This is a genomic window from Hydrogenophaga intermedia (genome assembly GCF_000723405.1).
In the GTDB taxonomy this organism is placed as follows: Bacteria; Pseudomonadota; Gammaproteobacteria; order Burkholderiales; family Burkholderiaceae_C; genus Hydrogenophaga; species Hydrogenophaga intermedia.
The window spans coordinates 15,420-35,950 of record NZ_CCAE010000046.1 but is presented as its reverse complement, the minus strand read 5'-3'; the positions used below and the strand labels follow the sequence as shown (position 1 = coordinate 35,950).

20 protein-coding genes are annotated in these 20,531 nt (G+C 69.8%); 8 read left to right on the top strand and 12 right to left on the bottom strand.

Going from position 1 to position 20,531, the window contains the following annotated elements; translation table 11 throughout:
• Nucleotides 1-171 precede the first annotated feature (171 nt).
• Nucleotides 172-594 (top strand): Hsp20/alpha crystallin family protein, encoded by a 423-nt coding sequence (locus BN948_RS19990; protein WP_009519832.1) that lies wholly within the window; start codon nucleotides 172-174, stop codon nucleotides 592-594.
• Nucleotides 595-629: 35 nt separating this feature from the next.
• Here the strand turns inward: BN948_RS19990 and BN948_RS19985 are convergent, their stop codons facing one another.
• The 4 genes from BN948_RS19985 to purU form a co-directional block, all read right to left on the bottom strand.
• Nucleotides 630-1,859, bottom strand: coding sequence for a S1C family serine protease (locus BN948_RS19985; protein WP_009519833.1), 1,230 nt, complete (start codon nucleotides 1,857-1,859; stop codon nucleotides 630-632).
• Nucleotides 1,860-1,869: 10 nt separating this feature from the next.
• Nucleotides 1,870-2,472, bottom strand: a complete 603-nt coding sequence (locus tag BN948_RS19980) for a DUF2846 domain-containing protein (RefSeq protein ID WP_009519834.1) — start codon at nucleotides 2,470-2,472, stop codon at nucleotides 1,870-1,872.
• A gap of 63 nt (nucleotides 2,473-2,535) precedes the next feature.
• Complete coding sequence (locus BN948_RS19975; protein WP_009519835.1) at nucleotides 2,536-3,408, bottom strand: LysR substrate-binding domain-containing protein; 873 nt, start codon at nucleotides 3,406-3,408, stop codon at nucleotides 2,536-2,538.
• Between the two features lie 7 nt (nucleotides 3,409-3,415).
• Nucleotides 3,416-4,264: a formyltetrahydrofolate deformylase gene (gene purU / locus BN948_RS19970; RefSeq protein WP_009519836.1), complete on the bottom strand. Its 849-nt coding sequence runs from the start codon at nucleotides 4,262-4,264 to the stop codon at nucleotides 3,416-3,418.
• 124 nt (nucleotides 4,265-4,388) lie between these two features.
• Here purU and aptA point away from each other — a divergent pair, with 124 nt between their 5' ends.
• The gene (gene aptA / locus BN948_RS19965) at nucleotides 4,389-5,732 is read left to right on the top strand and encodes an omega-aminotransferase AptA (protein WP_009519837.1); all 1,344 of its coding nucleotides are present in this window, start codon (nucleotides 4,389-4,391) and stop codon (nucleotides 5,730-5,732) included.
• On the opposite strand, the gene BN948_RS19960 is transcribed toward aptA, so the two are convergent.
• The gene (locus BN948_RS19960; protein ID WP_009519838.1) at nucleotides 5,733-6,527 is read right to left on the bottom strand and encodes a ChaN family lipoprotein; all 795 of its coding nucleotides are present in this window, start codon (nucleotides 6,525-6,527) and stop codon (nucleotides 5,733-5,735) included.
• 21 nt (nucleotides 6,528-6,548) lie between these two features.
• Here BN948_RS19960 and BN948_RS19955 point away from each other — a divergent pair, with 21 nt between their 5' ends.
• Nucleotides 6,549-7,682, top strand: a complete 1,134-nt coding sequence (locus BN948_RS19955; protein WP_009519839.1) for an AbrB family transcriptional regulator — start codon at nucleotides 6,549-6,551, stop codon at nucleotides 7,680-7,682.
• Nucleotides 7,683-7,713: 31 nt separating this feature from the next.
• Here the strand turns inward: BN948_RS19955 and BN948_RS19950 are convergent, their stop codons facing one another.
• From BN948_RS19950 to BN948_RS19940, 3 genes are all read right to left on the bottom strand, one after another.
• Nucleotides 7,714-7,998 (bottom strand): BTH_I0359 family protein, encoded by a 285-nt coding sequence (locus tag BN948_RS19950; protein WP_009519840.1) that lies wholly within the window; start codon nucleotides 7,996-7,998, stop codon nucleotides 7,714-7,716.
• A gap of 161 nt (nucleotides 7,999-8,159) precedes the next feature.
• A complete protein-coding gene (locus tag BN948_RS25835) occupies nucleotides 8,160-9,143 on the bottom strand; it encodes a DUF3108 domain-containing protein (RefSeq protein ID WP_009519841.1) in 984 nt (327 codons plus the stop codon).
• Nucleotides 9,140-10,024: an IclR family transcriptional regulator gene (locus BN948_RS19940; RefSeq protein ID WP_009519842.1), complete on the bottom strand. Its 885-nt coding sequence runs from the start codon at nucleotides 10,022-10,024 to the stop codon at nucleotides 9,140-9,142. Before BN948_RS19940 ends, BN948_RS25835 begins: the two co-directional genes overlap by 4 nt.
• A gap of 83 nt (nucleotides 10,025-10,107) precedes the next feature.
• Here BN948_RS19940 and BN948_RS19935 point away from each other — a divergent pair, with 83 nt between their 5' ends.
• Nucleotides 10,108-11,124: a fumarylacetoacetate hydrolase family protein gene (locus BN948_RS19935; protein ID WP_009519843.1), complete on the top strand. Its 1,017-nt coding sequence runs from the start codon at nucleotides 10,108-10,110 to the stop codon at nucleotides 11,122-11,124.
• 4 nt (nucleotides 11,125-11,128) lie between these two features.
• Here BN948_RS19935 and BN948_RS19930 read toward each other — a convergent pair whose 3' ends face one another.
• Nucleotides 11,129-11,482, bottom strand: a complete 354-nt coding sequence (locus tag BN948_RS19930; RefSeq protein WP_009519844.1) for a TraR/DksA family transcriptional regulator — start codon at nucleotides 11,480-11,482, stop codon at nucleotides 11,129-11,131.
• 106 nt (nucleotides 11,483-11,588) lie between these two features.
• Here BN948_RS19930 and BN948_RS19925 point away from each other — a divergent pair, with 106 nt between their 5' ends.
• The 3 genes from BN948_RS19925 to BN948_RS19915 are packed head-to-tail and all read left to right on the top strand — an operon-like array spanning nucleotide 11,589 to nucleotide 14,601.
• Nucleotides 11,589-12,431, top strand: a complete 843-nt coding sequence (locus tag BN948_RS19925) for an enoyl-CoA hydratase/isomerase family protein (protein ID WP_009519845.1) — start codon at nucleotides 11,589-11,591, stop codon at nucleotides 12,429-12,431.
• A gap of 27 nt (nucleotides 12,432-12,458) precedes the next feature.
• Nucleotides 12,459-13,277 (top strand): PhaM family polyhydroxyalkanoate granule multifunctional regulatory protein, encoded by an 819-nt coding sequence (locus tag BN948_RS19920; RefSeq protein WP_009519846.1) that lies wholly within the window; start codon nucleotides 12,459-12,461, stop codon nucleotides 13,275-13,277.
• 31 nt (nucleotides 13,278-13,308) lie between these two features.
• Complete coding sequence (locus BN948_RS19915) at nucleotides 13,309-14,601, top strand: FIST signal transduction protein (RefSeq protein ID WP_009519847.1); 1,293 nt, start codon at nucleotides 13,309-13,311, stop codon at nucleotides 14,599-14,601.
• A gap of 10 nt (nucleotides 14,602-14,611) precedes the next feature.
• On the opposite strand, the gene BN948_RS19910 is transcribed toward BN948_RS19915, so the two are convergent.
• The gene (locus tag BN948_RS19910; RefSeq protein ID WP_009519848.1) at nucleotides 14,612-15,262 is read right to left on the bottom strand and encodes a ProQ/FINO family protein; all 651 of its coding nucleotides are present in this window, start codon (nucleotides 15,260-15,262) and stop codon (nucleotides 14,612-14,614) included.
• Between the two features lie 160 nt (nucleotides 15,263-15,422).
• Nucleotides 15,423-16,154, bottom strand: a complete 732-nt coding sequence (locus BN948_RS19905; protein ID WP_009519849.1) for a helix-turn-helix domain-containing protein — start codon at nucleotides 16,152-16,154, stop codon at nucleotides 15,423-15,425.
• A gap of 140 nt (nucleotides 16,155-16,294) precedes the next feature.
• Here BN948_RS19905 and BN948_RS19900 point away from each other — a divergent pair, with 140 nt between their 5' ends.
• Nucleotides 16,295-18,244, top strand: coding sequence for an MFS transporter (locus BN948_RS19900; RefSeq protein WP_009519851.1), 1,950 nt, complete (start codon nucleotides 16,295-16,297; stop codon nucleotides 18,242-18,244).
• Nucleotides 18,245-18,247: 3 nt separating this feature from the next.
• Here BN948_RS19900 and BN948_RS25830 read toward each other — a convergent pair whose 3' ends face one another.
• Nucleotides 18,248-20,509 carry a PAS domain-containing hybrid sensor histidine kinase/response regulator gene (locus tag BN948_RS25830; protein WP_009519852.1) on the bottom strand — a complete coding sequence of 754 codons (2,262 nt, stop codon included), beginning with the start codon at nucleotides 20,507-20,509 and terminating at the stop codon, nucleotides 18,248-18,250.
• Nucleotides 20,510-20,531 lie beyond the last annotated feature (22 nt).

Sequence of the window (20,531 nt, the reverse complement as noted above, 5' to 3'; positions counted from 1 at the left end):
TGGGCGGGTCAGTGTAGGCGGCGGGGGTGCGCGCGGGTTGAAAAATCCTGCAGCGGCTGTTGACGGGCGGCGTGTGCAGGGGTCTTGAAATGCGCGGGGGGCGACTTCAGTTTGGGTTCACCAGGCGCTGCGGTGGTCGCGGCGCTTCACCGAATCTGGAGGACTTTCACCATGACCGGACTCATTGCCCGCAACAGCCTGTTCGATGACTTCTTTCGCGACGTCGCGCCCGGCTTCTTCGTCAAGCCGCTGCATGGCGATCCGCTGCCCGCGCAGATCAAGGTGGACGTGAAGGAAACGCCCGCCGCCTACACCGTGGACGCCGAACTGCCGGGTGTGGCCAAGGACGACATCCAGGTCACCATCGAAGACGACGTGGTTTCCCTGCGTGCCGAGGTCAAGCAGATCGATGAGCAGCGCGACGGCCAGCGCGTGCTGCGCAGCGAGCGCTACTACGGCGCCGTCTCTCGCGCGTTCCAGTTGCCCCAGCGCGTGGACAAGGACGCGTCCAAAGCGCGCTTCGAGAATGGTGTGCTGCGTCTGACGTTGCCGAAGAAGGCGGCGGTGAGCGGCCAGCGGCTGGCGATCGAGTGATCGAGTGATGGCAAGCGGGTGGGCGCCGACGGCGCTCACTCGGCGCGAATGTCGATGAGCTCCAGGGTTTCGTCGATGCGAATGTGCTGGTTTCGGGTGCGCGCATCGAATCGCACCACGCGTGCCAGCGTGGGGGAAAACCAGGCTGAGGCTTCGTACGTCGAGCTGTTGATCATGTGCCCGCCAGTGACGCGGTGCGTAAAGCCGCTGTAATTCACACGCACCGTCTCGATCTGGCGCGAGCCCACGGTCAGCGTGGTGGTGTCCACGGCGCGAGCCCGCAATTCCATCCGGATCACCAGGTCGTTGCGGCGCACGGTGTAGTCGAGCCGCCAGGCCGAGCCGGGTTCGGGCGTGCCGCTCACCCAGCCGCCTGGGGGCATCGCCAGATCGAATTCGCCACTCACCGGCTTGTCGACGGATTCCACGCCGCCATCGAGCCGTTCGATGCGCTCGCCCTGGTTGAAGATGCGCCGCTCGCCTTCGACGCGGTCGAGTCGGAACACCACGGGCTGGCTGACGCCGGTCTGGCGCTCGCGCAGGCGGTACTCGAATACGCGATCGCCCTGGGGAGTGGTTTGCGCGCTTGTCGAGGCACCGACGTTGGCCGCTGCGGCTGCCTTCGCAGCGAGCGCCGCCTGCGCGCGCTCGGGCACCTCGGCGATCCAGCTCGAGGGCACGGCGAAATTCACGTTCTGCGCGTTGCGCAGGATCATGGTGGTGATGCCGACCAGGCGGCCCTGCGCATCGAACAGGCCACCGCCGCTGGAGCCGGGCGAGATCGGCACGGTGATCTGCAAGGCCTCGATCTGGTCCTGCTCGTTGCGGCGGATGCCGGAGAGCAGGCCATCGCTGATGGTGGTTTCGAGCCCGCGCGGGCTGCCGATGGCATAGACGCGCGCGCCGACGCGCCAGGTCTGCGGCGCGGCGATGGCCACGGCTGGGGCGTGGAAGTTGGCGACCTTGAGCTGGCACAGGTCGCGATCGGGATCGGGAAACTCCAGCGTCGCGCCGTAGGTGACGTTCTCGCGCGCGACGGCCACGGCCTTGGCGCGTGCGAGCACGTGGCAGTTGGTGATCAGGCGGCCGGGGCCGACCACGACGGCACTGCCCAGGGCCAGGGCTCGGCCGGCCTCGTCCTGCGTGCGCACCACCCAGACGCTGGGTGAGACCATGTCAAACAGGACTTCGGGAGCCAGGGACGCGGGCTGGGCTTGCGCCAGCGCGGCGCCGCAGGCGAGCGCGATCGTGCCGATGTGCCGCATGCGGACCGCCTCAGCGCTGCGCGGGCAGCAAGCCGCTGAGGTCGTCCATGGTGACGCGCCCGCCCACGCGCGGTGGCGGCGCGGCCGGCCCGGGCCCGCTGGGAATGCCACCGGGTGGCACCAGAGCGGCGCTGGTACCAGCGCCCGGCCGCCCGGCGACCAGCGGGATAGAACCCGTGTAGGCCAGTGCGGTGAGCTTGGGGCGCGCCATCGTCTCGCTCTGCAGGGACAGCCGGGGTTGCCCCACGAACAGGCCCATGGTGATCAGCGTCTCCACGTACACCGTGGCGCCGTCGGTGAGGTCCACGTCGACACTGGACTCGATCTCGGTGCGGGCAGACACGGTGTAGCGGCCGGTGGGGCGGTCGACGAAGAAGAAGCCCTCGGGTTGCATCTTGCCGACGACATCGCCGTTGAGCCGCACGTCCGGCTGGATCGCCGGCCCGAGGCCGCCGCTACGGTAGACCATCAGCCGGCCGTGCCCGGGCTTGATGGCTGGAAAGCTCTCCTGCACCTCGCTGAACCGGGGGCCGGTCGCCGCGCACCCCGCGAGCACCAGCGCGACCAAGCCCAGCAGCCCGACGCGCGCGAGCCGCCCCAACACCTGCTTCATGCCCACCTCCTACCTTTTGTTACCAGCAATGGTAGTGGCTAGCGGGCGAAAACGTGGAGGGGCTTACCCCATGGCCTGCTGCAGCCAGCGCGCAAACGCCGCGCATTCCCAGCGTTCCATGGTTCCCGTGCGCCAGCACAGGTAGTGCGCGTGCGGGCTGGGCACGCGGCGCGGGTACAGGGGCACCAGGGCGCCGCTGTCCAGCCAAGGCGCGGCCAGCTTGTAGCGCAGCAGGCCCACGCCCATGCCGGCGGCGGCGGCGTCGCACATCAGGCCGATGTCGTTGAACTGCGAGCCTTCGGTGGGTTCGGGCCAGTCCAGGTCGTGCGCGGCGAACCAGGTGCGCCAGGGCTCCAGCGGGCTGCGCAGCAGGGGCAGGCCCTCCAGGTCTTCAGGCGCTTCGAACGGGCCGTGCTCGCGCGCGAAAGCGGGCGAGGCCATGGGCGAGATGTCGTCCTTGGCCAGCAGCAGGTGTTCGACGTCGGCGTAGCGCCCGGTGCCGAATCGCACCATCAGGTCGGCGTCCTCGGCCACCACGTCCAGCAGCGGGATGCTCACCTGCAGGGTGATGTCGATCTCGGGGTAGGTGTCGCTGAACTGCTTGAGGCGCGGCAGCACGACGGAGCGCGCGAAGGTGGGCGTGATGGCCAGGCGCAGCTTGCGCCGCCCCGGTGCGGCTTTCTGGCTGGGAAAGCGCTGCAGCGAGGTGAGGCCTTCGCGCACGTGGGTGAGGTACTCGATGCCATCGGTGGTGAGCGAAAAATCGGCGCGGCCGAACAGCTTGGTGCCCAGGATCTCCTCGAGCTGGCGGATGCGGTGGCTCACCGCGCTGGGCGTGACGTTGAGCTCGTCGGCCGTCTGGGTGACGCTGCGCAGCCGCGCCAGGGCCTCGAAGGCCAGCAGGCATTGAATGGGCGGAATGCGCGTGGTGGTCACCTGTGGCTCACTTGAAGACGACCGTCTTGTGCCCGTTGAGCAGCACCCTGTGTTCGCCGTGCCATTTCACGGCGCGCGCCAGCACCTGGCTTTCGGTGTCGCGGCCCAGGGCGGTGAGGTCTTCCACCGTGTCGGTGTGGTCCACGCGCGCCACGTCCTGTTCGATGATGGGGCCTTCGTCGAGGTCGGCCGTCACGTAGTGGGCGGTGGCGCCGATCAGCTTCACGCCGCGGTCGTGCGCCTGGTAGTAGGGCTTGGCGCCCTTGAAGCTGGGCAGGAAACTGTGGTGGATGTTGATGGCGCGGCCCGCGAGTTCGCGACACAGCTCGTTCGACAGGATCTGCATGTAGCGCGCCAGCACCACCAGTTCGGCACCCTCGGCACGGATGACCTCCAGTTGCTTCGCCTCGGCCTGGGCCTTGGTGGCCGCCGTGAGCGGGATGTGGTGGAAGGGCACGTTGTAGCTGGCGGCGAGCTGGTAGAAGTCGCGGTGGTTGCTGACGATGGCGCGGATGTCCAGCGGCAGCAGGCCGCTCTTCCAGCGGAACAGCAGGTCGTTGAGGCAGTGGCCTTCCTTGCTGACGAAGAGCACGGCGCGCAGCGGCTGCGCCAGCGGGTGCAGGCCCCAGCGCATGCCGAAGGGCTCGGCGAAGGCGCCCAGGCGCTCGCGCAGCTCGGCCTGGCTCAATTGCGCGCAAGCGAATTGCACGCGCATGAAGAACAGCCCGGTGTCGTGGTCGTTGTACTGGGCCGCTTCCTCGATGTTGCCACCGTGCTGGAACAGAAAGCCGGAAACGGCGTGCACGATGCCGGGGCGGTCCTGGCAGGACAGGGTGAGGACGTAGGTGTTTTCCATGGCGGCGCGATTGTCGCAGGGCGGCCGTCAGTGGGCCCGGCGCGGGGTCGGGCAGTGGCGCCACCGGCCGCGCCGGGGCGGTGCCAGAATGCCCGGATCATTGCCCGCCCCAGGAGACGCCGCCATGGCCTACAACGACTTCAACATGGACAACCAGTGGTTGCCCTTCACGCCCAACCGCAGCTTCGCCAAGGATCCGCGCATCTTCGTGGCGGCCGACGGCATGCACTTCACCACGCACGACGGCCGCCAGGTCATCGACGGCATCTCCAGCCTGTGGTGCGTGGGCGCAGGCCACAACCGCCAGCCCATCAACGAAGCGATCAAGAAGCAACTGGATACGCTCGACTACGCCACCGCCTTCAGCGTGAGCAACGACAAGGCCTTCCGCGCGGCCGAGATGATCGCGGCGCTGGCGCCGGGCGACCTGAACAAGGTGCTGTTCTGCAACTCGGGCAGTGAAGCGGCCGACACGTCCATGAAGGTGGCACTGGCCTACCACCGCGCGCGCGGCGAGGGCCATCGCAACCTCTTCATCGGCCGCGAACGCGGCTACCACGGCGTGGGCTTCGGCGGCATGTCGGTGGGCGGCATTCCCGCCAACCGCAAGGTCTACGGCACCAGCCTGTTGCCACGCGTGGACCACCTGCGCTTCATCCACGACCCGGTAAAGCACGCCTTCGTGCAACACCAGGAGCCGGTGTGGGAAGAGGACATCCTGCTCGAACTGGAGAACCGCATCCTGCCGCTGCACGACCCGAGCAACGTGGCGGCGGTGATCGTGGAGCCCGTGGCCGGCAGCGCCGGCTGGTACGTGCCGCCCCAGGGCTACCTCAAGCGCCTGCGCGAGATCTGCGACAAGCACGGCATCCTGCTGATCTTCGACGAGGTGATCACCGGTTTCGGCCGCCTCGGCACGGCCTTCGGCGCCGACTGGTACGGCGTGCAGCCCGACATGCTCAACTTCGCCAAGTGCGTCACCAACGGCGTCATCCCCATGGGTGGCGTGGTGTGCAGCCAGCGCATCTACGACGCCATGATGGGCGCCCACGGCAACGCGCCGGACCACGCGATCGAGTTCTTCCACGGTTACACCTACTCGGGCCACCCCGTGGCCTGCGCGGCGGCCATCGCCACGCTGGAGCTGATGCAGAAGGAGCAACTCTTCGCGCGCGCCGGCCAGATGGGGCAGGTGCTCAGCGACGCGATGTTCGGAGCCATCAAGGGCCTGCCGAACGTCATCGGCATCCGCAGCCTGGGCCTTGCCTGCGCGGTGGAACTGGCGCCGCAGCCCGGCATGCCCGGCAAGCGCGCCTTCGACGTCTTCCTCGACTGCTTCCACCGCGGCGTGCTGGTGCGCAACGCGGGCGACAACCTCGTCTTCGCGCCGCCCTACATCGTGGAGCGCGAGCACATCGAAACCATGGTCTCGGTGCTCGCCGACGCCATCAAGCGCCTGCCGGCCTGATCAGCGCTTGAAGCGCTCGCGCAGCTCGGCGCAGTGGTCGCGCGCGGGCAGGGCGGGCGTGGGCCACACCACGTCGCCCGGCGCGTCGGCGCCGGCCTCGCCGGCGCGTGCCACCACCACGCGGTGCGCTTGGCCGGCCGGCAGATGCAGTGGCACGCCCAGGTCGGTGCGCACGTGGCCATTGCCCGCGATCAGCAGCACCGTGCGGCCTGGCGCCAGGGCGTTCAAGGCGGTGTCGGCGAGCGATCGGTCGCGAGCAAGCTGGATGCGCGTCATGGGCGCAATCTGGCCCTCGGGCAGCAGATCGCAGTGACCTTCGCGCACGGCAGCGCGCTGGTGTTCCAGCGCGGCTGCGCTCACCGACTGGTCCAGAGCGGCATCACTCATGGCCTCGCGCATCTGCGCGCGCGGCAGGTTGCCGCCGTACACCGGCACGCCCGCGCACACGGCGGCCATCACCACCGGTCCGTAGGTGGGCCAGGGCCAGTTGGCGCCCTGGTTCCAGGCCAGCGCCTCGCGCACGGCGTCCTCGCTCGCATCGCGCGGCAGGGCCCGGGTGTCGCGGCCGGCCTCGGCCATCTCCATTACCACGGCGGCCAGCTCGCCGCGCGCGGCCAGGGCCTGCACCAGCTCGCGCTGCAGTTGCTGGTGCTCGGGCGCATCGTGCTGTTCACCCACCAGCAGCAGCGGCGTGGGCTGGGTGCGTGCGAGCAGCGCGGGCAGATCCTTCGGGGGCGTCTGGGCGCAGGCCGCGAGCAGCGCGGCAAATCCGATGGCGACAAGGGAAAGCTTCATGCGCCGATACTACGGCTCCGTATGGCGGCCCTTCGGCGCGCCACTCTCGATTCCCCGCAAGTGCCCTCTCTCCTGTCGCGCTTCGGGCCGGCGTCCTGGACGCGCACGGCCCTGACGCTCCTGCTCGCCTACGCCGCCGCCCGCCTGTGTGTCTGGCTGGGTACGCCCATCCCCTGGATGATCGGACCGCTGCTGGCCACGGCCCTGGTGTCGGTGCTGGGCGCGCCCACCGAGAGCTGGGCGCCGCTGCGCAACGTGGGGCAGTGGGTGATCGGCGCGGCCTTGGGCCTGTACTTCACGCCTGAGGTTGGTGCGCTGGTGGCGAGCTTGTGGTGGGCCATCGCGCTGGGCGTGGCCTGGGCGCTGATGCTGGGACTGGGTTTCTCGGCCTGGCTGCGGCGCTTGCACGCCGCGCGCCTGAACCTGCCGCCCGCGCAGCTCATGGCCACCACCTATTTCGCGGGCGCCATCGGCGGGGCCTCCGAGATGACCCTGCTCGCCGAGCGCCAGCACGCGCGCACCGACCTGGTGGCCGCCGCACACACGCTGCGCGTGCTGCTGGTCACCGTGACGATCCCCTTCGCCCTGCAGGCCGCGGGCGTGCACGGTCTGGACCTGCTGCCCCCGGCCGTGCGCGAGGTGCATTGGGGCGGCCTGGCGCTGCTGGGCCTGCTTACGCTGGTGGGCGCGCTGGCCATGCAGCGCCTGGGCCGCGCCAACCCGTGGTTCATGGGCGCGCTGGTGGCCACGATGTTGATCACGCTGGCGGACGTGCAACTGTCCGCGCTGCCCGTGGCCTTCACCAACATGGCGCAACTCTTCATCGGCATCAGCCTGGGCGTGCGCTTCACGCCGGCCTTTGCGCACACGGCGCCGCGCTGGCTGGGCTCGGTGGCGGTGGCCACCTTCGCCATGATGGCCCTGTGCGCGGGCTTTGGCTGGGTGATGGCGCGGCTCACCGGCCTGCACCCCGTGACCATGCTGCTGGGCACCTCGCCGGGCGGCATCGCCGAGATGGCGATCACCGCCAAGGTGCTGCAACTGGGCGCGCCCGTGGTCACGGCCTTCCAGGTCTGCCGGCTGGTGGCGGTGCTGGTGCTGGCCGAGCCGGTGTACCGCTGGCGTTACGCGCAGGCACAAAAAAGCCCGGCATAGCCGGGCTTCGGGGTTCGATGGCGTGGTGCGCTCAGTGCATCACGACCGGGTTCTGGGCGAGGGACGCGTAACCCTCCAGCGTGTTCTCCACCTCTTCCTGCGAGGGGCTGTTGCGCTGCCATTCCACGATCTGCGCCTGGAACATCTCGGCCCAGGAGCCGTCGAGGTAGACCTCCTTGCCCGAGCGCTTGTCCACGATTTCGAAGCCATGGCGCGGGATCTGCGGCCCCTCGTCGGCGGGCGCTTCACCTTCGGCCGGCGCGTTGGCCAGGATGTGGACCACCGCGAAAGCCTCCGAGTCGTACAGCATGTGCATGGACTTGTGTTCCTTTCCGCCAAATATGTCGGCGCTGGTGCCGTTATATCGGCAAATCGCGCTCCCACTGGAGCCGGGTATGCCCCAGTTGGTGACCCAGGGGCATTTTTCAAGCAGGCTTGTGGTGTTTGACCGCGAACAGGTTCCGGGGTGCCCGTTGACTAGGGCAAACGGGCCAGCCTCTGGTCAGCCACGTCACCGCCCGGCTGGGCGATGCGCAGGCGCACCGGCAAATGGCCCAGGGACGGCGCCAGCCACACCTCGACGGTGCTGTCGTGGGGCTTGCGCGGCGCTCGCTTGAGCAACCGGGCCTCGATGTTGCCGGCGGGCAGGCGCAGGGTTTCCAGTGCGCCCACCTCGAATTGCCAGACCTCTGCGTCGCCCACTCCCGCTACCTGGAAGCTGAGCACGTCGCCGGTCTGGCGGGGCTGGGCGCGCATCAGGCCCGCGAGTTGGATGAACAGGCTCAGGCGGTCCTGCGCGCCGGGCAGCCACTCGGCCTCAGGCGCGTTGTTGCTGAAGCGGATGCGTTTGGCGTCACGCTCGAAGTGCGCAGCGCGTTCGCTGCTGCGCTTGTCGGCGAAGCGCACCGGGCGCAGGCCATCGGGACCTACGCTGCCCTCGCTGGTTTGCACGCGCTTGCCCAGAAGGGGCATGGACAGCTCCATGCGGGCCGTGTAGTTCGCGCCTTCGCGTCGCCACGACAGGGTACCGGTGGCGCGGTAATCGAAGCCCTTGGCCTGGCCGAACACGTCGTAGTTCAGTTCGGTGGCGGGGGGCGGGTCGCTGGGGGGCGCGGTGGCCGCTGGGGCATTCGCTGCGGCGGCCGGCTTGGGCGCAGGCGCCTGGGCGATCAACACCTGTGCTTCCACTGGTGGGGGTGCCACCTTGGCGGGCCGGCGCGCCATGGGAGGCGTGGCCGGACGCTCGGCCGCCGTCCATTGCACCCGGGTCACATCCACCGGCATGGCCTGGTGGGTGGCGGTGACCACCGGCTCTGGCGTTGCTGGAGCGGTGGCGCTGGGCGTGGCCTGGACGGGGGACGCGCCCACCGGTCCGAGCATGGCCCAGTGGGCCAGCAGCACCCCCCCACCCAACCACAACCACGTGCGGGGCGCCGGCCCCAGGTGTTCCTTGCGCGTCATCCTTTGTGGGACCGGGTGGCCGCTTCGGGGTGCCCCAGATCCGCGCTCAACCGACGGGCGGCATCCCGCAAGGCGGTGGCGGGGACACCGTCCCAGTCGGTGTCCAGCGTGGCCACCGAGCCCAGCACCACCATGGCCAGCACCACGCGGCCCTGCACGTCGAACACCGGGGCGCTGAAGCCGGCCACGCTGGCCTGAAGGCTGTGCACCACGCGCGCCAGGCCGCGCTGGCGCACCTCGTCGAGCATGTCGTTCACTTCGGCCATTGACGTGGGCAGGTCCAGCGGCACCGGGCCGTTGCGCGGCAGCTTCTTCAATCGCGCGAGCTCCTCGCGGATCATGGGGCCGATGCGCTGCGCGTCGTGGCTTTCGTCGCCCATGAAGGCGGCGAAGCAGCGGCCCGTGGCCGAGGAGAGCAGCGGCATCACGTCGCCCAGGCGCAGGGCCACAGGCACGGCCGTCGGGGCTTCGGTCCAATGCACCATCGTGGGCCCCTGGTTGCCCCACACGGCAATGGCCAGGGTGTGGCCGGTGAGCGGCAGCAGCGCGTCGATGCGCTCGCGCGCCAGGCGCACGGCGTCGATGCGCGACAGGCTGGCCAGGCCCAGGCGCAGCGCGGCCGGGCCCAGGTCGTAGCGGGTGGTGGCGGTGTCCTGCGTGACCAGGCCCAGGCGCTGGAAGCTCACCAGGTAGCGGTGCGCCTTGGCCGCGCTCATGCCGGCGTCGGCGGCCAGGTCGCGCAGCATCAGCGCGCCGCTGGCCCGCGACAGGGCGTTGAGAAGTTCAAAGCCGACCTCGACGGACTGGATGCCCGCGCGCTGCGGCTCGTTGTCGTCGTTCGCTTCGGCGGGGCTTTGGTCTAGAATCTCGCTCTTACGCATAGGTTAATGGATTTCACTATCCGTAATTATCGCCCCAAAGCCCCCGGGGCACCCATCCACTCAAAAGGCAGCAGGAGATACGCATGAAACTCGCCACCTACAAGGACGGCTCGCGCGACGGACAACTGGTGGTGGTCTCGCGCGACCTGAGCTCGGCCCATTATGCGACCGGCATCGCCAACACCCTGCAGCAGGCGCTGGACGACTGGAACTTCATCAGCCCCCAGCTGCAGGACCTGTACGTCACCCTGAACCAAGGCAAGGCGCGCCACGCCTTCCCGTTCGATCCGGCGATGTGCATGGCGCCGTTGCCGCGCGCCTACCAGTGGGCCGATGGCTCCGCCTACATCAACCATGTGGAGCTGGTGCGCGCCGCGCGCAACTCCGAGGTGCCGCACAGCTTCTACGAAGACCCGCTGATGTACCAGGGCGGTAGCGACGATTTCATCGGCCCGCAGGACGACGTGGTGGTGCCCAGCGAGGACTACGGCATCGACTTCGAGGCCGAGATTGCGGTGATCACCGGCGACGTGCCGATGTGCGTGACGCCCGAGCAGGCGGTCGACGGCATTCGCCTGCTGATGCTGGCCAACGACGTCTCGCTTCGCAACCTGATCCCGGCCGAACTGGCCAAGGGCTTCGGCTTCTTCCAGAGCAAGCCCGCCACCGCCTTCAGCCCCGTGGCCGTGACGCCCGACGAGCTGGGCGACGCCTGGCAGGGCGGGCGCGTGCACCTTACGCTGCAGAGCACCTGGAACGGGCGCAAAGTCGGCATGTGCGAGGCCGGCCCCGAGATGACCTTCCACTTCGGCCAGCTCATTGCGCACATCGGCAAGACGCGCAACGTGCGCGCCGGCTCCATCGTGGGCAGCGGCACGGTGAGCAACAAGTCGGTGGAAGTGGACGGGCGCCAGGAATGGCCCAAGGGCTACAGCTGCATCGCCGAGAAGCGCGCCATCGAAACCATCCTCGACGGCAAGCCCTCCACCGCCTTCATGAAGTTCGGCGACACCATCCGCATCGAGATGAAGGGCAAGGACGGCCAGTCCATCTTCGGCGCGATCGATCAGAAGATCGCGCCGCTGGCCGGCAAGGTCTGATCGGCTACTCCACGCGGGCTTGGCAACCCACGCAGCGCTCGGCCGTGGGCTGGGCGTGCAGACGCGCGGCGGGAATCTGCGTGCCGCAGGTCACGCACAGGCCGTAGCTGCCGTCGGCGACGCGCCTGAGCGCGGCGTCGATCGCGCCGAGTTCGGCTGTTTCGCGCTCGCCCAGCACGGCGCCGAGGTCGAAGGATTCGTCACGGTCCAGGCCGTCGTCGTCGGCGCGTTCGCGTTTGTCTGCGGCGGCGTCGGCTCGGCTGCGCGTACCCCCGCGCTGGGTCTGCAGACGCGCGAGCAAGTCGCTGCGCATCGAGCGCAACTGGGCTTCAAAGGTGTCCGAAATGGGCGTGCTCATGGGGTCTCCTGATGGGCGCCCATGATGCGCGCCAGGGCCGCGGTGGCGCTTGATGCAGGTCAAGCACAATCGTCCGCTTCCTGGACGACACAACGAGGAGACCACCATGAGCCAGCCCATCGACTACAGCCGCTACCAGACCCTGGAGATCACCCGCCGCGGCCCGCTGGTGGACGGCACCCCCAGCGTGCTCGACATCCGCATGCGCGCCGACGGCCCCGGCGGCAACGGCAAGCTGCCCACCGCCGGCCACGAAGGCCACTGGGAGCTGAGCGAGATCTGGCGCGACGTGGGCCGCGACGACAGCGTGCGCGCCGCCGTGCTGCGCGGCAGCGGCATGGGCTTCTCCGGCGGTGGCGACCTGGCTCTGGTGCAGGACATGGCCACCGACTTCGAGGTGCGATCGCGCGTCTGGAAGGAAGCGCGAGACCTGGTCTACAACGTCATCAACTGCGACAAGCCCATCGTCAGCGCCATGCACGGTCCGGCCGTGGGCGCAGGCCTGGTGGCCGGCCTGCTGGCCGACATCTCCATCGCCGCGCGCAGCGCCAAGATCGTGGACGGCCACACGCGCCTGGGTGTGGCGGCGGGCGACCACGCCGCCATCGTCTGGCCGTTGCTGTGCGGCATGGCCAAGGCCAAGTACTACCTCATGCTGTGCGATGCCGTGAGCGGCGAGGAGGCCGAGCGCATCGGCCTCGTGTCGCTGGTGGTGGACGACGAGCAATTGCTCGACAAAGCCTACGAGGTGGCCGATCGGCTCGCCAGCGGCAGTGCCACCGCGATCCGCTGGACCAAGTACTCGCTCAACAACTGGCTGCGCCAGGCCGGCCCGAGTTTCGACACCTCGCTCGCGCTGGAATTCATGGGTTTCGCCGGCCCCGACGTGCGCGAAGGTGTGGCATCCTTGCGCGAGCGCCGCGCGCCGCGCTACGGCGTCGACGGCTGATCCCGGCAATCCAACGAGGAGCAGGCAATGAGCGATCCGTCCGCCAGCGGTTTTGGCAAGTTCGTGCCGGGGTTCGATTTTCTGCAGGGCCTGGCCACGCAGGCGGCCGGTGGCATCGCGCAGGGCATCGGGCAGAACATCCCGCAACTGCCCAACCTGAGCCACTGGGTGGCGCCCACCTTCAACGTCGAAGAACTCGAGAAGCGGATCGAGGAGCTCAGGGCCGTGCACTTCTGGCTTGACCAGAACGCCAAGGCCCTGGGTGCCACCATCCAGGCGCTGGAGGTGCAGAAGATGACCCTGTCCACGCTGAAGACCATGAACTTCAGCATGGGCGACGTGGCCAACGCGCTCAAGCTCAAGACGGCCGAGGTGGCCTCCAAGGCCAACCAGTTCCCGGGGCTGGAGGTGCCGCCGCGCACCTACGGCGCGCCCGAGGCGCCCAAGCCCGCGCGGCGCAAGCCGGCCGCGAAGAAGGCCCCCACGGCCAAGGCCGACCAGGGCAGTGCGGCCGCGTCGGCGGGCGGCGTGGTCGATCCGCTGCAGTGGTGGGGCGCTTTGTCGCAGCAGTTTCAACAGATCGCCACGAACGCGCTGAAGGACGCCGCCAAGCAGGGCGCGTTGGACACCACGCGCCAGGTGGCCACCGGCTTGACCGACGCCGCCGTGAAGACCGCCACCGGCCTGGCGGGCCAGGCGGCGCGCTCTGCCGCCGGCACCGTGGGCCGTGGCGTGGGCGCGGCGGCCGGCATGGGACGCGCGGCGGCGCGCGCGGTGGTACCCGGCGCCAAGGCCGTCCCGGCGAAGAAGACGGCGCCCCGCAAGCCACGCGACAAACGCGCTTGAACCCCGCGAGCCCGCGCGGCTCGAAGACCGCATGAAACGTTTTCCCCAGGCGCACGCCACCCACCCGCAATGGCGCATGGCCGCGGCCATGGTCGTGGCCCAACTGCGCGCGCAGATGGCGCTGCCCGACCACGCGCACCAGCCTTCGCTGGGCCTGCTCTACATCACCGACCACTTCGCCGACGACGCGCAGGCCGTGCTGGAGTGCGTGAGCGCCGAGCTGCCCGAGGTGACCGACTGGGCCGGTACCGTGGGCGTGGGCGTGTCCGCCAGCAACGTCGAGTACTTCGACGAGCCCGCGCTGTCGGTCATGCTGTGCGACCTGAGCCCCGACCAGTACCGCGTGTTCAGCGGCGTCGCGCCGCTGTCGGCCAGCGGGCGGGCCGAGGGCGGCGAAGGCTTCGTGGCGCACACGGCGCTGGTGCATGCCGACGCCGGCACGCCCGAGGTGGGCGAGTTGATCGCCGAGATGGCCGATCGCACCGGCAGCGGCTACCTGTTCGGCGGGCTGGCGGGCAGCCGCGGCCCCACGGTGCAGTTCGCGCTGGGCAGCGCGGGCAACATCAGCGGCCAAGGCGCCGCCAGCGGCGTGTTCCATGGGGGGCTCAGCGGCGTGGCCTTCGGGCGCGACGTGGGCATCGTCTCGCGCGTCACCCAGGGCGCGCAACCCATCGCCGCGACCCACGTGGTGACCGAGTCCGAAGGTCACCTCGTGACACGGCTGGACGGCGAACCCGCGCTCGACGTGCTGCTGCGCGAACTGGAGATCTCGCTCGACCACCCCGAGCACGCGATGTCGCGCCTGCGGCAGACGCTGGTGGGTTTGACGCGCCCGGGCCCCGATGGCGCCACCGCGTGGAGCGACAGCGCGCACAGGCGCGGTGCTTTCGGGCACGAGGTGATCGTGCGCCACATCATCGGCCTGGACCCGGTGCGCCGGGGCGTGGCCATTGCCGAGCTGGCCCCGGAGGGTTCGCGACTGGCTTTCTGCGAGCGCCATGCGCAGGCCGCACGCGCCGACCTCATGCGGGTGTGCGCCGAGGTGCGCGAGGAACTGGAGCCCGAGGAGCTGCTGTTCGGCGCCGGCGGCGCGGGCGACGTGGACACGGCGCCGAAGCCGGCGCGCGCCATCGCGGGCGCGGTGTACGTGAGCTGCGCCGGTCGCGGTGGGCCGCACTTCGGCGGGCCGAGTGCCGAGTTGCAGATCGTTCGCCACGCGCTGGGCGACGTGCCGCTGGTGGGCTTTTTCGCCGGTGGCGAGATCGCCCACCACCGGCTCTACGGCTACACGGGCGTGCTCACGGTGTTCGTGCGCGAAGCCTGAGGGCAGCCGTTCAGCGGCGCTGCCGCGCGCGCTCGAGCGCGCGTTGCGCGTCGTCCGGCGTCATGCCGTAACCGTCGGCGAACGCCGCCACGCTCAGGCCGCTGGCTTCGAAGGCGCGCAGCAGCGCGGCTTCGCGCGCGATGCGCGCGCTGGCTTCGTCCAGCGCGGCCTCGGTAGCCGCGTTGATGGCCTCGTCGCGCCCGCGCACCAGCGTGGCGTAAGCCTCGCGGCCCAGGCCGCTGCTCTCGAAGGCGCGCGCGATGCGCTGGCGCAGTTGGGGGCCCATGTCCTCGGGGCTGCGCGCCTGGCGGCGGCGGAACACCTCCACGATGGCGTGGTGGCGCTGCTCGGGGGCCACCACCTCCACCGCCTCACCCTGCAGGTTGCGGCGCGGCTGGCCCGAGGCCACGGCGTTCAGGTAACGCGTGGCGCGTGTGTGGATGCCCAGCGCCGCCTTCAGCGCCTCGGCCTCCAGCGCCTCGCCGTGCGCGGCCAGCAGGTCTTCGTAGATGCCGCGCTTGAGCGGGCGCGGCTCGTCGCCGAACAGGGTGGGGTGCCACTCGGCCAGTTGGGCCAGCAGCGGGTGGCGCGGCGCGGACGGGGCCTTGGGCGTTTTGGGGCCCTGGCGCGGGCGCCGGGGCTGGGGTCGGGTGTCGTTCATGCAGGGGTCGGTTCGACGGGCAAGCCCGCGATCATGCCAGCGATCCGGGGACCTCGACACCGGCCGGGCAGAGGCGCCGATGATCCGCCGCCGGGCCGCCCCAAGGCGGATCGGCCCCCTCGGGGGGCAGCGACCCGCGCAGCGGCGGAGCGTGGGGGTCCTAGCGACGCAGGTGGGTGAAGGCCTCGAACTCCCAACTGCGCATCGCCAGCACCAGGGTGTAGCCCTCGCGGTCTTTCTCCGCCAGTTTCTGGTCGGTCTGGTGCTGCTGGGCGAAGTCCTGCGCCACGCGCTGCAGGCGTTCCAGAAACAGCGGCGCCAGTGTGCGGCTCACCGAGCCGTGCACCAGCATCAGGCCCTCGCCGGGGCCGTCGAAGCCGCCCGCGAAGTAGTCCAGCAGCGCGTGTTCGCGAAAAAAGTTCATCACCGGACCATGCGGGCGCCAGCGGAAGGTCTTGGCGAGCTTCAGGCGGTAGCGGTTGAGCGGTCGCAGCTCGATGATGCCGATGCGGTCGAGCTGGGCCAGGTACTTCACGCACTCGGCCTCGCCGAGCCGGTAGGTGGCGCTGATCTGCTCCGTCGTCCACTGGCTCAGCACGCAGATGGCCACCAGCAGCAGCTTCTTGTCGGCCACCACCGCGCGCTCCTGCGCGGGCGTGAGCTCGGTCACCAGCGGCTGTGCGTCGGCCACGCGTCGCGAAAGCTCGGCGAAATCGAGCTTGAGCGCGCGGCAGATGGCGTCGATGCGCGAGAGCGACATGTCGCCCTTGGCCAGCATGCGCTTCACGCTGGACTCGGCCATACCCATGGCGCGCGCCAGATCGGCGTAGGTCATGTGCGCGGACTTGAGTTCGCGCTTGATGGCGGTGATGAGGTCGGCGGTGGTGCTCATGGCCAGAACGTCAGGGAGTATTGAAATTCGATACCTCGCATGATGCCATCCGATTCCGTATCGAAATCCGCCCGCCGGGCGGCGGCGCGAGGCAGAATCCGCCGCGCGCCGCCCCGGCGCCCATCCGAGGAGGAGAAGACATGACCACCGCCACCTTGCCGTCGGACACCGGCTCCACGGCGCAGACCCCCGGCCACGGCCAGTTCGCGCTGCTCAAGCAGCGCCGCTTCGCGCCCTTCTTCTGGACGCAGTTCCTCGGTGCCGCGAACGACAACCTCTTCAAGTTCGCCTTCACGGTGCTGGTCACCTACCAGTTGCAGATCGGCTGGTTGCCCGCCAGCCTGGCCGGTCTGGTGATTGGCGCGCTGTTCATCCTGCCCTTCCTGCTGTTCTCCGCCACCAGCGGCCAGCTCGCCGACAAGCTGGAGAAGCGCTCGCTCATGGTCTTCGTCAAGCGGCTGGAGATCGGCATCATGGCGCTGGCGGCCTGGGGCTTTTTCGGCCAGCACATTGCCGTGCTGCTGGCCTGCACCTTCCTGATGGGCCTGCACTCCACGCTGTTCGGCCCGGTGAAGTTCGCCTACCTGCCGCAGCACCTGGGCGAGCGCGAACTCACCGGCGGCAACGGCATGGTGGAGATGGGCACCTTCGTGGCCATCCTGCTGGGCAATGTGGCGGGTGGCCTGATCATCGCGGTGCCGGAGATCGGCGCGCACCACGTGGGCTTCGCTTGCGTGGGGCTGGCCCTGCTGGGGCGCTTCGCCTCGCATTACGTGCCGCCCACGCCCGCCACCGACCCGGGCCTGGTCATCAACTGGAACCCGGTCACCGAGACCTGGCGCAACCTCAAGCTGGCCTACGGCAACACGGTGGTGTTCCGCTCGGTGCTCGGCATCAGCTGGATGTGGTTCTTCGGTGCCGTCTTCCTGAGCCTGTTCCCGGCCTTCGCGCGCGACGTGCTGCACGGCAACGAGCAGGTGGCCTCGCTGCTGCTGGTGGTGTTCTCGGTGGGCATCGGCATCGGCTCGCTGCTGTGCGAGGTGCTGTCGCGCCGGCACGTGGAAATCGGCCTGGTGCCGCTGGGCGCCATCGGCATGAGCGTGTTCGCCATCGACCTGTACTTCGCCACGCGCGGCCTGCCGCCGGCCGAGGTGATGGCGCTGGGCGCATTCCTCTCGGTTCCGGCCCATGCGCGCGTGCTGATCGACCTGGCGCTGCTGAGCCTGTTCGCCGGCCTGTACAGCGTGCCCATGTACGCCCTGATCCAGATGCGCAGCCAGCCCACCCACCGCGCGCGCATCATCGCCGCCAACAACATCCTCAACGCGCTGTTCATGATCGCCAGCGCGGTGGTGGCCGGTGCCTTGCTGCAACTGGGTTTCACCATCCCCCAGATGTTTCTGGCGGTGGGCCTGGCGAACGCGGTGGTGGCGTTCTACATCTTCATGCTGGTGCCCGAGTACCTGCTGCGTTTCGTGGCCTGGGTGGCCTCGCGCCTGGTCTATCGCTTCAAGGTGCGTGGCGACGAGCACATTCCCACCGAGGGCGCGGCCGTGCTGGTGTGCAACCACGTGAGCTTCGTCGACGCCGTGCTGATCATGGCCGCCAGCCCGCGCCCGATCCGCTTCCTCATGGACCACCGCATCTTCCGCCAGCCGCTGCTGGGCGGGCTGTTCCGCCTGGCCAAGGCGATACCGGTCGCCCCGCAGGGCGAAGATCCCGAAGCCTACGAGGCCGCGTTCGCGCGCGCCGCGCAGGCGCTGCGCGAGGGCGAGCTGCTGGCGATCTTTCCCGAAGGCGGCATCACGCGCGACGGCCAGTTGCAGGCCTTCAAGGGCGGGGTGATCAAGATCCTCGAGCGCGCCCGCGCGGACGGCTTGTCCATTCCCGTGATTCCCATGGGACTGACCAACCTGTGGGGGTCATTCTTCAGCCGCATCGAGGAGCGCCACGGCGAGCGGGTGGCCATGGTGCGGCCGTTCCGCCGTGGCCTGTTCAACCGCGTGGGCCTGAACGCGGGCGCGCCGGCGGGCGCCGAGGGCGCCACGCCCGACGGGTTGCGCGAGCGGGTCGCGGCGCTGCTGGCCTGAGCCTCACCGCTCCAGGACGACGCGCAGGGCGTTGGGGTCGACGGGTTTGTGCAGGAGTGGGAAGCCGAGTTCGGAGGCTTCCTGAATGCGCTGCGGGGAGGTGTCGCCGGTGAGGATGTAGGTGGGCACGGGAGCGGGCAGGCAGGCGTGCACGGCGGCGATGGCCTGCACGGCGGTCATGTTGCCGCCCAGGCGGTAGTCGGAGAGCAGCAGGTCGATCTCGTGGGCGTGCGCGATGGCCAGCACGACGGCCTCGTCGGCGGAGTTGGCGCACCAGACCTGGTGGCCCCAGACCTGCAGCAGTTGCTGCATGCCCATGAGGACCTGCTCCTCGTCATCGATGACGAGCACGCGGCGAGCGCCCGGGGCCAGGGCGGCAGTGGTGGCCAGGTCCTCGGCGCGCGCGGGGCGGGCCTGCTCGGAGGGGGCCGTGGCGCGCGGCACGGTGATGGAGAACATGGAGCCCTGCCCGGGCGCTGAGTGCACGCGCAGCGGGGCGCCGATGAGGCGGGCGGAGCGCTTGACGATGGACAGGCCCAGCCCCAGGCCGTGGGACTCGTTGCGCCGGGTGCGGGCGGGGTCGATCTGATAGAACTCCTCGAAGATGGCCTCGAGCTGCCCGGGGGCGATGCCGATGCCCTGGTCCCAGACCTGGATCTCCACGCGATCGCCGCGCGAGCGCACGCCCAGCAGCACGCGCCCGCGCTGGGTGTAGCGGATGGCGTTGGACATGAGGTTGGAGAGGATGCGGCGCAGCACGGTGGCGTCGGTGCGCACCCAGGCCGATGAGGAGGCCACGTGCAGGTGCAGGCCCTTCTCGTGGGCGAGGTCGGCGAACTCCTGGTCGAGTTCGATGAAGAGCTGGGCCAGGGGGTGGGGGGCGAGTTCGACCTGCACGGCGTTGGCGTCCAGGCGGGAGACGTCCAGCAGCATGTTGAGCAGTTGGCCCAGACCGTCCAGGGAGGCCTGCATGCGCCGGCAGATCTGGGCGAGTTCGGCGTGGGGGATGCTGGGGGCTTGCGCCATGGCGCGCAGGGCGGTGAGGAACAGGCCGAGGGCGTGGATGGGCTGGCGCAGGTCGTGGCTGGCGGCGGCCAGGAAGACGGACTTGGCGCGGTCGGCGGCCTCGGCGCGGTCCTTCTGCGAGCGCAGGTCTTCGATGAGGGTGTGGATGCGCGCCTGCGCCTGGCGCCGGTCGCGGATGTCGCGGATGACCGTCATGCGCAGGCGCTCGCCCTTGATCTCCATGGTGCGGCCAATCAGCTCGACCGGAATCGCCTCACCGTTGGCGTGGTGGATTTCGGATTCGAAGTAAGCGTCGGCACCACTGCCGATGGCCACGCGCGAGCGGTCGCGGTGGCGACGGGGAGTCATCGACGCCACCGTACGCCCGACCAGCTCGGCGTGGCTGTGGCCCGAGAGGCGGCAGGCCGCCGGGTTGGCGTCGGTAATGGTGCCATCGCGGTGGAAGATCACGCCCTCCGCGCTGGCCTCCAGAAAGCGCGAGAGGCGCTCGCGCGAGGTGCGCAGCGCCATCTCGGCGCGGTGTCGCTCGGTCACGTCGGTCATCAGCACGAAGGTGCCGCGCAGGCGGCCGTCCGGCCAGCGATCGGCGGCGAGTGATACCTCCAGAACCTCATCGCCCTCGGGGCGGCGCCGGCTGTGCAGGAAGCTCAGGTCCTTGCCTTCTTGCGCATGGTTCCTGCCGGCTTCGCGAAGATGATCGAGTTCATCGGGGGTGAGCAGTTCGACGACGGATCGGCCGAGTATCGAGTTCTCGTCGTGCCCCATGGCCCGCGCGTAGCGGCTGTTGGCGAACAGGCAGCGCGCCTCCGGTGGGGGCGTGAAGTAGGCGAGCTGCACCGGCAACTGCTCGAAGAGTTGCCGTATCCAGCCATTGAGCGTCTCGTGTTGCTGCCGCTCGGCTTCCTGCACCGTGACATCGATCAGGTAGCAGCCGTGCGCCCGGTGGAGCGGGTCCCACCAGCCGGTGCAGCGGTAGTGGGTCGTGTCCTCGCCGGGACGCCACAGCTGCAGGGGAATGTTGAAGTCGCGTGCCCGCGCCAAGACCTGCAGCAGGTGCAGCCGGCTGTCCTGGTCCAGGCCGTTGCGCCAGTCGCCGTTCCACTGCGGAACCTGCATGCATGCCCGCCAGCCCGGCGACATGGCGAGCGCATCGCCGATGGACGACAACAGCGCGCCGATGCCCGGGACCTGCGCCCAGATCGCGTCGACGCGGCTACCGGGCTGCATGGCGGGCGACATGCGAGGAGATGTGTTGGGGCCG